Here is a 12,065-nt window from a genome sequence, read left to right as displayed (position 1 = left end):
ACGGATGATTCGGATGATGATGGAACGCGCGGGGCGGGGCCGCACAAGGGCCCGCCTCAACGCCCCTGGGGGAGAAGCGTTCCAGCCGGCAAAATCGGGACAACGCAAAACGGCCCCTCCACCCGCGAGGGGCAGAGGGGCCGTTCTGATGATGTTCGGACACAGCGGAGGCGGAGGGACTCGAACCCCCAAAGGCTTGCGCCCGCCGCATTTCGAGTGCGGTGCCTTACCAGTTAGACTACGCCTCCCACAACAACCGACTTGTCAGTCGGGACGGCCGGATTTGAACCGGCGACCCCTCGCTCCCGAAGCGAGTGCTCTACCGGGCTGAGCCACGTCCCGAAACTTCCCCACGGAGCGGACCGGGTGGGATTCGAACCCACGAGGGCTGTTAACCCCACACGATTTCCAATCGTGCTCCTTAAGCCGCTCGGACACCGGTCCAAGACGGAGCGGAGAGGGCGGGATTCGAACCCGCGTGTGCCTTTTGGGCACGACGGTTTAGCAAACCGTTGGTTTTAGCCACTCACCCACCTCTCCAGTACCGTGCACGCGCGGCAGCCCACCGCGCGCACCTTTCCTCCATTGCCCCCCCAGGGATCGAACCTGGACTTTCCTGAGTCAGAGTCAGGCGTGTTGCCAATTACACCAGAGGGCACCAAAACCGGATTGTCAAAACGAAGCGGGAGACGGGATTCGAACCCGCGACCCTCAGCTTGGGAAGCTGATGCTCTGCCAACTGAGCTACTCCCGCACGACCTGCCAAATGTAAACCCGCTGCCGCGGTTGCACCAGAGCCACCGGTCGGAATTGAACCGACGACCGCTCGATTACGAATCGAGTGCTCTACCCCTGAGCTACGGTGGCAACGTCCGTCAAAGTGGAGCTGAGGGGAATCGAACCCCTGACCTCTGCAGTGCGATTGCAGCGCTCTCCCATCTGAGCTACAGCCCCGAAAACCAGCGCGAGTGGGCGGTACAAGACTCGAACTTGTGACCTCCACGATGTCAACGTGGCGCTCTAACCAACTGAGCTAACCGCCCGAAGTGGTGGGGGTAGGATTCGAACCTACGTAGGGCTTAGCCCGGCAGATTTACAGTCTGCTGCCATTAGCCACTCGGCCACCCCACCGCTTTGGTGCTCACTGCGTGCCAATGGAGCCGAGGGGAATCGAACCCCTGACCTCTTGAATGCCATTCAAGCGCTCTCCCAACTGAGCTACGGCCCCGGACCGCCGCGAAGGGCGGAATCCAACCCGAATTTTCAAACCTTCCCGCGAACGGGGCCGACGGGACTCGAACCCGCGACCTCCGGAGTGACAGTCCGGCACTCTAACCGACTGAGCTACGGCCCCTTGCGTTTGACTTGTACCCCGGAGTCTTCATCTCCGGCCAGGAGCGGGCAACCAGATTCGAACTGGCGACCTCAACCTTGGCAAGGTTGCGCTCTACCAACTGAGCTATGCCCGCACTACCACTGCTACCCGACGCTCCCACGGGGAGTCGAACCCCGCTCTCAACCTTGAAAGGGTCGTGTCCTAACCGATAGACGATGGGAGCATGCCCTTCAAGCTCGCGATGGGACTCGAACCCATGACCTCTTCCTTACCAAGGAAGTGCTCTGCCGGCTGAGCTACGCGAGCACCCAAGCAGGCCAGGAGGGAATCGAACCCCCAACCGCCGGTTTTGGAGACCGGTGCTCTACCAATTGAGCTACTGACCTACGGCGTTCAGGTGGCCAGGGAGGGAGTCGAACCCCCGACACCACGATTTTCAGTCGTGTGCTCTACCAACTGAGCTACCTGGCCCTCACCCTTGCTTCCCCAACAAAAAGCCGCCCGGCTGCGGCGGCGGGGGTCCGGCATAGCGGGGGCGGGATTCGAACCCGCGACCTTCGGGTTATGAGCCCGACGAGCTACCAGGCTGCTCCACCCCGCGACAAGGACACCGAATGTATCACCCTCACCCTTCCGCGTCAACCCCGCCGGCGGGTTTTCGCGTTCACCGCCCGTGTCCCCGGCGGCGACGGCGTAAGTATAAACCGATCTCCGATCTTTTCAAGGCCTTGACAAGAACTGGTTTTTTCGTTGTCCGGCCTCACGTCAGGAAGCGGCCCTCGTCGGCCAGGCGGCGCAGCAGCGCACCCCGCTCGTTCTCGTCGGCCGCCACGCGCCGAAGCTCCGGGGTGGCGGGCTGCCGCGCCCCGCACCCGTCGCACGAAAGGAAGCGCTCGTCCCACATCCATCCCTCGCTCCAGGCGCCGGTGCACTCGGGCTTCAGGTGACGCAGCAGCGCCTCGGGGGGCGCCTCCGCGGGCTCCTGCACCCGCAGCACGGGCTCGAAGTGGCAGGCGAAGCAGGTGAGCGTATGCGGAAGCGCGATGCGCGTCCCGGACGCGATGCGAAGGTGCTTGCCGCAGCGCGGGCACACGCCCAGGAACCAGAGCACGCGGTAGCGCCCGGTCCAGAACAGGTGTGCCAGGAACCCGCCGGCGCATACGCACACCGCCGGCCATGGGTAGTGCGGCGGAACCCACACGGCGTACGGGATGATGCCCCAGAAGAACGCCAGCGAGAGCAGCGCCTTGAGCGCGCGCCCGGGCAGCGGCTGCGGCACCAGCCCCACCCGCGCGGGCGCGGGAGGGTGGGCGGGCAGCGTCACCTGAACGTTGGGAGCCTCGATCGGCGCACTCATCGTCACCTCGCGTATTCGGCCTTTCCCCCAAGATAAGCAATCCGGGCCCGTGCTCCAGTCCTCCCGCTCCGAACGAAAAGGAGGAGCCGCGGCCGGCTCCTCCCCTTCCAACCATCATGCCACGCCCTGGCTCACCACCTCACGGCCAGCAGGCAGGCCTCCGCCCCGCGCTTGCGGCAGCGGGCCTCGTCGGCGGGGCTGACGAAAACGGCCGGCGAATCGCCGGGCTTGAAGCGCTGGGCCAGCTCCTCCACCACGTTGCGGTCCAGCTCGCACGGGTACGGGCTGCGCACCTCTACCGTGCACGAGCGGTCACCCGTCCGCACGTAGCGGAAGCCGCCCACGTCGCTCCCCTCGTGCCGCGTGTGGTAGTCGGCGTCGAGGGTGGAGAGCGCCTCGTGGATGGAGTTCAGCGCCGGCGGAAAGGTGGCCTCCTGCACCAGCCGCCGCCCCACGGCGCCCCGGGACAGGTTCCCCGGCGCGCCGTCCACGGCTCAGCCGACGACCAGGTTCACCAGGCGGTCGGGAACGAAGACCGTCTTGCGCACCTGCTTGTCCTCGATCCACCGGCGCACGTTTTCGTCAGCCAGGGCCGAGTCGCGTGCCTGCGCCTCGCCGATGCCGCGGGCCATGGGCATGCGCGCCCGCACCTTTCCGTTCACCTGCACCACGAACTCCACGGTGTCGGCGACCGCCTTGGCTGCGTCGAACGCCGGCCACGAGGCGGCTTCAAAGATGGAGCCCTCGCCGCCCATCCGCTCCCACAGCTCCTCGGCCATGTGCGGCGCGAACGGCGCCACCAGGCGCACCAGCGGCTCCACCGCCGCGCGTTCGGGCGTGCGGCCGCCCGCGCGGACCACGTTCAGGTACTCCATCATCGCGGCGACGGCGGTGTTGTACGAGAGCGCCTCCAGGTCTTCCGTCACCTTGCGGATGGTGGCGTGAAGCTTCTGCTCGACGTCGCGGTCCAGCTCGCGCTCCTCCGCCGTCAGCGCCGAGTCCCACAGGCGCGTGAGGAAGTTGTACGGGCCGGTGATGCCGCTGTCGCGGAAGTCGCCGCCTTCCTGGTACGGCCCCAGGAACATCAGGTAGGTGCGGAAGGTGTCGGCGCCCCACTCGGCGATGTAGTCGTCGGGAACCACCACGTTGCCGCGCGACTTCGACATCTTCGAACCGTCCTTGACGATCAGCCCGTGCGCGCGGAAGCGGGTGAACGGCTCCTCGAAGTCCACGTGCCCCATGTCCCGTAGGGCCATGGTGACGAAGCGCGCGTACAGCAGGTGCAGCACCGCGTGCTCGTTGCCGCCGATGTAGCTGTCCACCGGCAGCCACGTGCGCGTGATGGCGGGATCGAACGGCACCTGCTCGTTCCCGGCGCTGGGATAGCGCAGGAAGTACCAGGCGCTGTCCAGGAAGGTGTCGCTGACGTCCGTCTCCCGCCGCGCCTTGCCCCCGCACGACGGGCACTCCGTCAGATACCACTCCTCGTGCCGGGCCAGCGGCGAGATGCCGGAGGCGTCGGGCTTGAAGTCTTCCACGAAGGGAAGGACCACGGGCAGCTGGTCTTCCGGAACCGGGACGATGCCGCACTCGTCGCAGTACAGGATGGGGATGGGCGGGCCCCAGTACCGCTGCCGGCTGATCGTCCAGTCGTGCAGGCGGTAGTTGATCCGCTTCTCCCCCACGCCCATCGACGCCAGCCACTCGGTGACGGCGGACTTCGCCTCCCCGACGTCCGTGCCTTCGAACTGGCCGCTGTTCACCAGCCGCCCCGGCCCGGTGTACGCCTCGGCCAGCGGCGTCTGCGCATCGTCCCCCTCGCCCGCCACCACGCGGACGATGGGCAAGCCGAACTCCGTGGCGAACTCGAAGTCGCGCTCGTCGTGCCCGGGCACGGCCATGATGGCGCCGGTGCCGTACTCCATCAGCACGTAGTCGGCGATCCAGACGGGGATCTCCTGCTTCGTGGCGGGGTTCACGGCGTAGCCGCCCGTCCACACGCCCGTCTTGGTCTTGTCGGTCTTCTTGCGCGTAACCAGGTCCTGGGCGGACGCCTGGCGCCGGTACGCATCCACCGCGTCCCGCTGATCTTCCGTGGTGACGCGGTCCACCAGCGGGTGCTCGGGGGCCAGCACCATGTACGTGGCGCCGAACACGGTGTCGGGACGGGTGGTGAACACGCGGATCACCGGCCGCTCGGCCTCCACCTGCGCGCCCTCGTGCCGGTCGTCGGCCACCTTGCGACGGGCGATGGGAAACGCCAGCTCGGCGCCCTCGCTGCGGCCGATCCAGTTCTCCTGGGCCTTGCGCGTGGTGTCGGACCAGTCCAGCGTCTTGAGGTTGTCGAGCAGCTTGCCCGCGTAGTTCGTGATCTTGAAGAACCACTGCGAAAGAAAGCGCATCTCCACCGCGGTGCCGCAGCGCTCGCACTCGCCGCCGATCACCTGCTCGTTGGCCAGCACGGTGTTGCACGACGGGCACCAGTTCACGGGCGCGGCCTTCTTCTCGGCGAGCCCGGCCTTGTACAGCTGCAGGAAGATCCACTGCGTCCACCGGTAGTAATCGGGCGTGGTGGTGTCGACCGTGTGGTTCCAGTCGTACATCAAGCCCACGCGCCGCAGCTGCCGCGTGAAGCGCTCGACGTTGCGGGGGATCAGCTCCGTGGGGTGAATCCCCTGCTTCAGCGCGAAGTTCTCGCTGTGGATGCCGAACGCGTCGAAGCCGATGGGCTCGAACACCTGGTATCCCTGCAGGCGCTTGAAGCGGCCGTAGATGTCGGCCCCCGCGAACGCGTAGATGTTGCCCACGTGAAGCCCCTCGGCCGAGGGGTACGGGAACATCATCAGGTTGTAGAAGGGCTTTTCAGCGGACCGCAGCGCCTCGTCGGTCCACGCGTTGGTGCCCCGCTCGTCCCAGCGCGCCTGCCACTTCCGCTCGACTTCGGCGGGATTGTAGCTGTCGGTATGGTTTCCGTTGCTCATGTTCCGTTCAGACCCCGCGCCCCGATGGATTGCGCCTGCCGATGGTGCCGACTGCAGTTCGAGCCGCCGGCGTCGGTGCGTCGGCGGCTCGCTCCCCTAAACTGCCATTCAGGCGTGTAATCTACAAGGCCTGTCCAGCGCGCTTCCGACCGTGGCGCACGTGGAACGCCAGCAGGGATCGCTGCCCGAAGCGGCATCCCTCCCGATGCCGCGATCAGGATCGCCGCATCGGCACGGGAGCATTGTGGCGCGTGGCCCTGACGATTATCAATGAATGCACTCTCGCCTGGACCCCACCTCGAAAGGAACCATGTCCGCCGCGCGCTCTCTCGGCGCAGCCCTGACGCTCGCAGCCCTGGCCGGCTGCAGAGATTCCACGGGGCCGCGGGATGAGTCCTCGTTCACCGCGCCCATCGTGGGCGTGCCGATGGACGACGTGTTCTACGGCGCGTACCTGGACCACGACCCGGGCACCGGTGCCCGGGACCACGCGTGCGGCCTGAAGTCGTACAACGGCCACGGGGGTGTCGACATCCTGCTGCGCAACTTCCAGGTGCAGGACAAGGGCGTACCGGTGATCGCGGCGGCGGATGGCACCGTGACGTGGGTGAGTGATGGGCTTCCCGACCGGAACATCACGTGGGAGGGCACCAGTGGGTTCGGGAACGCCGTCGAAATCACCCACCCCGGCGGGTTGAGCACGATCTATGGGCACCTCCGCCGCGGCTCGGTCGCGGTCAGCAACGGTGAGAGCGTGCGACGGGGCGCGGTCCTCGGATTGGTGGGCAGCTCCGGCAGGTCCAACTGGCCGCATCTGCACTTCGAGGTGCGCAAAGGCGGAGCTTCGATCGATCCCTTCGCCGGCGACTGCTCGCCGTCGCAAAGCCTGTGGGCGGACCAGCTCCCTTATCAGAATGCGTTCGAGGTGACGGATGCGGGGATTACGGACCAGCCGGGGGCCTTCGCCGTGCTGATCGAGCGTCCGCCAACGCTCAGCACGTTCCCGTTGAACGCCACCGGCTTCCGGTTCTGGCTCCAGGTCGCGAACCAGCCGGCGGCCCAGACCCGGTTCGAGCTGCGCGCACCGGGGGGCGCGCTCAGGAACGCAGGACAGGTGCAGGCCGGTGCCTCGTTCAGCATGCGCTACTTCGTGCTGGACGTTCCGGTGAGTGGCGAACTGATCGAGGCCGGTGCGTGGCAGATCCGGACGTATCAGGGTGACAAGCTCATCCATACCCAGCCCTTCACCCTGCTGCCCGCGGGTGCCGCTGGGGGCCCGGCTACCCCGTCGCTGCGCGGCACCTTCCCCTTCGCCGTGCGGGTGTTCGACCAGCCGCCAGGAGCGGAAGCGCACCCGTAGCGCTCGCCTCCGGGGAACGTTCCGGATGAGCGGAGGCTTGGACGCGCCCCCTTAAGCCGATGAACGGAGAGCCCGGCCCACAACTTCTGTTTCTTCGATCAGCCAGCCGGGAGGCTGGGCCTCAGCTGCGGCGTAGACAGTCAGTAGATCTTGGGCCAAACGCACCCGGGCCGGATATCGAGAGGGCGCGGGAAGCGCATATACCAGACTCAAGATGTGCACGACTCCCTCCGCTACCTCCTGTTCTGGCTGGTCCCCGTACCAGTCGAGCAGCCGTTCCAATGTTTCAAATCGGGGGGATCCCAAGTTGAGGAAGGATGTCAGCCTTCTACTGCTGATCCCGATTTCGGAGGCAACGGCCCGCATGGTACCTGTGCGGAGACGCCCTTGTATAGCCCGCCGAACTTCTTCCTCTTGCGCTAACTCAGCTAATCGGTCGAGATACATTGCTCAGGCTCCCGGCCGAATTGGTTGCCGGCCTGAACTGTGTGAACGTCCCGTGACTTGAGACGGCGTAGGTAGTACGACCTGGACAAAATGCCCACGCGCCTGCAACGCCTCGCATCCGAGGCCGCGTTCAGTGATTCTGTAGAACGTCGGCCCACGGCCGGGTTTACCCGGCCGATCAACCACTTGCTTCACGATAAAGCCGCGTTTTACGAGCCACGCTAGTTCCTCGGAAAGCACGTATTGGCCTGCGATGTAGATCTCACCTGCCGTCATCCAGCCTACTTCATCGAATCGCCTCTTCCCAAGGCTGCGGTTCAGTTGCGTCTGCAGAACAGCTAGTGCACCCCAGCACGCCCTCGGCATGTACAGACTCGCGTCCTCTAGAGCACTGTCCTCCGCTGCCGGAAGTTCCAGCGTTATCGCCTGCTCGCCGATACACACGAGCCCCGACCCCGTGATGCGGTAGAGATTCACCGCCCGTCCCGATCCGCGCTCCCGCACATCGAGCTTTTCAACGTGCCGCATCCGGACCAGGTGGTTGAGCGCGTCGCCGATATACGCCCGTCGCGACTCATCCACTTCGTCAATGAACAGCCATCCGACGACTCCCCGCCGTTTCCACCCATCACGAGCTTGGAGCGTGTGATACAACGTCAGCAGAATCTTCCGCTCTTGGTGCGCTACTAGTGTCACTCGGTCCTCCTCGCCAATGCTCACCGTGGATGCGTTTCCAGCCACGGTAAACCGGATCCGAGTGGGAGGTCAATCCTTTCGCGCCCAATCGTGCGAACACGGACACGTCGGCGTGCACATTTATGGGTCGGATATACCCTTACGGATGTCTTGCCAGTACCGGTGAGAAAAATATACTACCGTTGCTGTCTCCATCGGTGCGCCCTACAATTCGTGACCGCCACCACTCCTCGTACAACGGAGCATGACTCATGAAGCCAAACCACCGCTGGAGAATCCTTCCTATTCTTTTCGCAGCGCTGCTGATCGCCTCGTGTGCTGACGGGCCGACACCCGTCGGCCCAACGGGTTCTGAACTGAGATCAAACGGAGGCCTTGCAGGCGGCGGGCATCGTGACGGGGACACGACATCAGTAGCCACGCAAACTACGGAGGTGGATTCGGCAGGAGGTACCAATCGGAACCCAGGACTCGCAGGCTCCGGGCACTAAGTCAGTATTTTGGGAATTTTTCTACAGGCACCGCTCTCCCATCGTGGGGAGCGGTGTGTTTTTGAAGGCGTTTCAGCAGTTTCGCCACGAGCGCATCGATTTCGCCGCCTTCCGGCGGTACGACGTCTTCGTCTCCGGGCTCGCGGTTCTCAATGCTGTTTAGAAGCGCAGGCGCAGCTTGGAGGATGTACTTATTCCCGGAGCGCGTGGCGATCGCAGCAGCGCGCCCGCCCAACTCACGTGCACGTTCCCACATCTCGAATCCTCGCGCACCTTGGGCCACATGGTAGAGACTCATATCCGACATCTCCTCGCTGTGCGCAGCCAACCTCACTACCTCGGCCGCCGCACGCTCGAAACGCAGTCGATCACGTACTGCGCCGGCGGCGCGAGCAAGGGTCGCCAGGACTAGTATTCGTTCCCGCGTACCTTCTACAAACGGCAAGCACTTCTCTAAAACGGGGAGAGCGCTAGAATAGTATCCCAAGCGCGACAGCAGAAACGCGACATCATGCGCTAGCAATGGGAATCGCGGATGATCGGCAGTGTAAAGCTTCGCTGCTGCTGTCGCTTGGGGCATGGCATCATCATACCGTCCAGACGAGATGCTAACGACTAGAATATCGTGCGTCGCCGATCCGGCCAGCCCATGGAATCCCGCACGCATCGCACAACGGTACCCTCTCGTGAAGTGAACCTCCGCATGTAGGTAATCGCCCTGATTGAAGTAGAGCATACCCCAGCCGAGATGGGCGGTCGCGAGCGCCACTTCATTGTCCGCTAAGCGAGCGAGGCGAATCGCACGCATGAACCATCGCGTCGCCCGTCTTACATCGCCGATTCGACGGGATAGGCGTCCTGCTGTGGCAGAGCGCTCAGGCGAGGCAGGACTGAGCCGAGCCGCGAGTTCACTAAACTGAAGCGCTGTTTCGACGAGCTGGTTCTGCTCCGCCCATTCCCAAACATTAGCTGCGGCGACGGCTAGGTCGTCACTGCGGGCGAGATCGGTCCCCGCCGAGACGGCACGAAGCACTGAAAGCGATTCCACTAGTTCGGGAGCCCAAAGTTCCTCCCTCCACTCCCGCCCACCGACGCGGAACAACCCTCCCCTGGAGTTGCTCGACCGCCAAAGCTCGCAATCGTTAAGAATCTGCCAGAGATCAATGGCTACGCCATCCACGCCCTCATCCAAAATCAGATGAGGCGGCCGCGGAGTTGGCTCGTAGAGGGGACGTTCCGCCCGAATTCTCGGTCTGGCCTGCTTGGCCGGCTTTATAGGCATCGCTCTCGACGCGCGAGTTCCTGAAGGTCGAGCTAACTTTAGTTTCGGTCAACAAAAATAGCCAGAGTCAACAGTGAGCCGACGTTCTCGCATTTCATCTTCTTGATGTGTACAATTTGCTAAAGGCGCGGAAGGGGCCAGAACCTACCGGTATCTCGCGACAGCACCACCACCTCGTGCCCATCCGCCACGAAGGCGCGGGCCAGCAGGGTTCCCACCTGCCCCGACCCGCCCGGCAACACGATCTTCATCCGCCGTTTCTCCTGGCCTGAGGTCATCGGGAGATCGCCGGTGGCGGGGCCGACGGATTGTAGTGACGGTAGATTTCGCTGCCGATCCGCGCGATCAGCAGGTTAGCTGGATTGTCGGTCGCATACGAGGTATCACGGTTCTCGCGAGTCATCACGCAGATCGCGACCGCTGCATCCGGTCCGTACAGAATGCCACAGTCGTTTCTCGCCTGGTCCACGTCGCCGCTCTTGTGCGCCGCCCGGGCGCCGGCCGGAAGCCAGCGGGTGAGCTTGTTCGAGTCCTCGTTCTCACGCAGGATCGCGAGCGCCAGCGAGTCCATCCGCGGCGACACGGCGGTCCCGGCGTGCAGCCGGGCGAACAGCTCCACCGTTTCTTCCGGGGTGGTGACGCCCAGGCCGTACTTCACCGAGCTGTCCATCGCCACGCTGGTGGCGCGGTTGAAGGTCTTGGAGTGGATCTTGGTGTGGGGCAGCCCCAGCGCCTCCATCTTCGTCCACACGGTGCGGATGTTCAGCTTTTCGAGGAGCAGGTTGGTGGCCGTGTTGTCGGAGATGATGATCATCAGCCGGGCCGCGTCTTCCACCGTCAGCTGCAGCCCGGGATGGAAGTGCTGAAGGACGCCGCTGCCCCCCACCCGGTCGCGCGCCAGCATCGACAGCGGCTCGTCCAGCCGCATGGTTCCCTTCTCCACCTCGTCCAGCAGCGCGACCAGGACGGCCACCTTGATCAGCGAGGCACTGGAGAACGTTTCGCCGCCGCGGATGGAGAGGGATTCCCCGGTCGCCAGGTTCCGCACGCTGACGCCCACGATTCCCTGGTAGCCCGCGGAGGCATTCTCGATGGTGCGCCGGAGCGCGGCCGTGTCGGTGGAGGCGCGCGTGGAGCCGGCCTGTGCGGCGGCGGGCGCGCAGGCGGGGAGCAGGGCCAGCGCCAGGAGCAGGGCGAGTCGGATCAGCGGCATGGGCGTGTGTGCGTCGGGGCGGAAGAGGATGCGAGGGCAAGATGGAGCGTTGCGCATCCGCTGTCCACCGCGCCCTGTGGGGCGAACCGAAGATGAATCCGCAACGGGTTGTGGTTCAACAGCTTAGGAATCCGTCCAGACCGAAGGTGTTGCGCCTGCCGGACCGCGGGCGTAAGATGGCGTCCGTCTCAAACGCACTCGCTTCTGCGATTCGCTTCGGTGCCGCCGCGGCCGTCCCTGGCAGGGGATGCCCCCCGGTGATCCGGTTCCTGGCACCGATCTGTCGAACCCGAACTCCCGCAACACAGATGGCCTGGTCACCCCGGAACGCGCTCTGCGCGCTCGTGCTCGTATTTCTGTCCGCGCCGGTGTTCGTCGCCGCACAGGAAGGCCCGCGCTCCGTCCGTTCGGCGGGGCCCCGCTTCAGCATCGAGGCTCGGCGCGATTCCGTGGTGAGCATGGCCCGGCAGCAGCTCGGGCGGAGGTACGTGTTCGGTGGCACCAGCCCGCGCGGCTTCGACTGCAGCGGCTTTACGCAGTACCTGATGCGTGCCTTCGGGGTGGAAACGCCGCGGACGGCGGCGCAGCAGGCGCGGGCGGGCCAGGAGGTGCCGCGCGACCGGTCGCTGCTTCGCCCGGGCGACATCCTCACCTTCGGGCGGGGCGGCCGCGTGACGCACGTGGGCGTATACGTGGGCGAGGGGCGGTACGTGCACGCCAGCAGCGGCCAGGGGCGCATCGTGGAAAGCAGCCTCGACCGGCCGCAGTCCAACCTGGTGCGCGCGTGGATGGGCGTTCGTCGCTACATCCGCGGCGACAGCGCCGAAACGCGGGCGGTGGCGCAGGCAGCCCCCGCGCCCCAGCCCAGCACCCGCCCCGTCGCGCCGAAACGCCGCGGCTGA

General features: G+C 65.2%; 8 protein-coding genes, 18 tRNA genes and 1 pseudogene. 2 read left to right on the top strand and 25 right to left on the bottom strand.

Annotated elements, in window-relative coordinates; translation table 11 throughout:
* Positions 1-165: 165 nt before the first annotated feature.
* From VF632_RS19785 to leuS, 21 genes are all read right to left on the bottom strand, one after another.
* Positions 166-248, bottom strand: a tRNA-Ser gene (locus tag VF632_RS19785).
* 20 nt (positions 249-268) lie between these two features.
* Positions 269-342: transfer RNA gene (locus VF632_RS19780), tRNA-Pro, on the bottom strand.
* Between the two features lie 16 nt (positions 343-358).
* Positions 359-444 (bottom strand) — tRNA-Ser (locus VF632_RS19775).
* A 9-nt stretch (positions 445-453) separates the two neighbouring features.
* Positions 454-540, bottom strand: a tRNA-Ser gene (locus VF632_RS19770).
* A gap of 45 nt (positions 541-585) precedes the next feature.
* A tRNA-Gln gene (locus VF632_RS19765) sits at positions 586-658 on the bottom strand.
* Between the two features lie 23 nt (positions 659-681).
* Positions 682-754, bottom strand: a tRNA-Gly gene (locus tag VF632_RS19760).
* A 41-nt stretch (positions 755-795) separates the two neighbouring features.
* Positions 796-867 (bottom strand) — tRNA-Thr (locus VF632_RS19755).
* A 14-nt stretch (positions 868-881) separates the two neighbouring features.
* A tRNA-Ala gene (locus VF632_RS19750) sits at positions 882-954 on the bottom strand.
* Positions 955-969: 15 nt separating this feature from the next.
* Positions 970-1,043: transfer RNA gene (locus VF632_RS19745), tRNA-Val, on the bottom strand.
* Positions 1,044-1,047: 4 nt separating this feature from the next.
* A tRNA-Tyr gene (locus VF632_RS19740) sits at positions 1,048-1,131 on the bottom strand.
* A gap of 24 nt (positions 1,132-1,155) precedes the next feature.
* Positions 1,156-1,228, bottom strand: a tRNA-Ala gene (locus VF632_RS19735).
* 52 nt (positions 1,229-1,280) lie between these two features.
* Positions 1,281-1,354: transfer RNA gene (locus VF632_RS19730), tRNA-Asp, on the bottom strand.
* Positions 1,355-1,396: 42 nt separating this feature from the next.
* Positions 1,397-1,469 (bottom strand) — tRNA-Gly (locus tag VF632_RS19725).
* A gap of 18 nt (positions 1,470-1,487) precedes the next feature.
* A tRNA-Glu gene (locus tag VF632_RS19720) sits at positions 1,488-1,559 on the bottom strand.
* A gap of 10 nt (positions 1,560-1,569) precedes the next feature.
* A tRNA-Thr gene (locus VF632_RS19715) sits at positions 1,570-1,642 on the bottom strand.
* Between the two features lie 7 nt (positions 1,643-1,649).
* Positions 1,650-1,722: transfer RNA gene (locus VF632_RS19710), tRNA-Trp, on the bottom strand.
* Between the two features lie 12 nt (positions 1,723-1,734).
* Positions 1,735-1,807, bottom strand: a tRNA-Phe gene (locus tag VF632_RS19705).
* 56 nt (positions 1,808-1,863) lie between these two features.
* Positions 1,864-1,937, bottom strand: a tRNA-Met gene (locus tag VF632_RS19700).
* A gap of 159 nt (positions 1,938-2,096) precedes the next feature.
* On the bottom strand, positions 2,097-2,693 hold the full coding sequence (locus tag VF632_RS19695) for a hypothetical protein (protein WP_331024639.1): 597 nt from the start codon (positions 2,691-2,693) through the stop codon (positions 2,097-2,099).
* Positions 2,694-2,824: 131 nt separating this feature from the next.
* Entirely contained in the window at positions 2,825-3,184 is a 360-nt protein-coding gene (locus VF632_RS19690) for a hypothetical protein (protein WP_331024638.1), read from the bottom strand.
* A 3-nt stretch (positions 3,185-3,187) separates the two neighbouring features.
* The gene (gene leuS / locus VF632_RS19685; RefSeq protein ID WP_331024637.1) at positions 3,188-5,674 is read right to left on the bottom strand and encodes a leucine--tRNA ligase; all 2,487 of its coding nucleotides are present in this window, start codon (positions 5,672-5,674) and stop codon (positions 3,188-3,190) included.
* 274 nt (positions 5,675-5,948) lie between these two features.
* On the opposite strand from leuS, the gene VF632_RS19680 reads away from it, so the two are divergent.
* Complete coding sequence (locus VF632_RS19680) at positions 5,949-7,034, top strand: M23 family metallopeptidase (protein ID WP_331024636.1); 1,086 nt, start codon at positions 5,949-5,951, stop codon at positions 7,032-7,034.
* Between the two features lie 450 nt (positions 7,035-7,484).
* Here the strand turns inward: VF632_RS19680 and VF632_RS19675 are convergent, their stop codons facing one another.
* The 4 genes and pseudogenes from VF632_RS19675 to VF632_RS19660 all read right to left on the bottom strand — a co-directional run bounded on the left by VF632_RS19675 (position 7,485) and on the right by VF632_RS19660 (position 11,163).
* Positions 7,485-8,201, bottom strand: coding sequence for a hypothetical protein (locus tag VF632_RS19675; protein WP_331024635.1), 717 nt, complete (start codon positions 8,199-8,201; stop codon positions 7,485-7,487).
* Between the two features lie 468 nt (positions 8,202-8,669).
* Positions 8,670-9,476: a hypothetical protein gene (locus VF632_RS19670; RefSeq protein ID WP_331024634.1), complete on the bottom strand. Its 807-nt coding sequence runs from the start codon at positions 9,474-9,476 to the stop codon at positions 8,670-8,672.
* A 629-nt stretch (positions 9,477-10,105) separates the two neighbouring features.
* Positions 10,106-10,201, bottom strand: a pseudogene (locus VF632_RS19665) (epimerase); the annotation flags it as partial.
* A 23-nt stretch (positions 10,202-10,224) separates the two neighbouring features.
* A complete protein-coding gene (locus tag VF632_RS19660; RefSeq protein WP_331024632.1) occupies positions 10,225-11,163 on the bottom strand; it encodes a serine hydrolase in 939 nt (312 codons plus the stop codon).
* A 308-nt stretch (positions 11,164-11,471) separates the two neighbouring features.
* On the opposite strand from VF632_RS19660, the gene VF632_RS19655 reads away from it, so the two are divergent.
* Positions 11,472-12,065: a C40 family peptidase gene (locus VF632_RS19655; RefSeq protein ID WP_331024631.1), complete on the top strand. Its 594-nt coding sequence runs from the start codon at positions 11,472-11,474 to the stop codon at positions 12,063-12,065.

Source organism: Longimicrobium sp., from assembly GCF_036388275.1.
GTDB lineage: Bacteria > Gemmatimonadota > Gemmatimonadetes > Longimicrobiales > Longimicrobiaceae > Longimicrobium.
The sequence above is the reverse complement of the archived record's forward strand: the minus strand, read 5'-3'. Positions and strand labels throughout refer to the sequence as shown.

Bases quoted from the DNA above. Each gene is read 5' to 3' on its own strand.
- VF632_RS19670 (WP_331024634.1), bottom strand. From the start codon at position 9,476: ATGCGTGCGATTCGCCTCGCTCGCTTAGCGGACAATGAAGTGGCGCTC.
- VF632_RS19660 (WP_331024632.1), bottom strand. From the start codon at position 11,163: ATGCCGCTGATCCGACTCGCCCTGCTCCTGGCGCTGGCCCTGCTCCCC.
- VF632_RS19680 (WP_331024636.1), top strand. From the start codon at position 5,949: ATGCACTCTCGCCTGGACCCCACCTCGAAAGGAACCATGTCCGCCGCG.
- VF632_RS19695 (WP_331024639.1), bottom strand. From the start codon at position 2,693: ATGAGTGCGCCGATCGAGGCTCCCAACGTTCAGGTGACGCTGCCCGCC.
- VF632_RS19655 (WP_331024631.1), top strand. From the start codon at position 11,472: ATGGCCTGGTCACCCCGGAACGCGCTCTGCGCGCTCGTGCTCGTATTT.
- leuS (WP_331024637.1), bottom strand. From the start codon at position 5,674: ATGAGCAACGGAAACCATACCGACAGCTACAATCCCGCCGAAGTCGAG.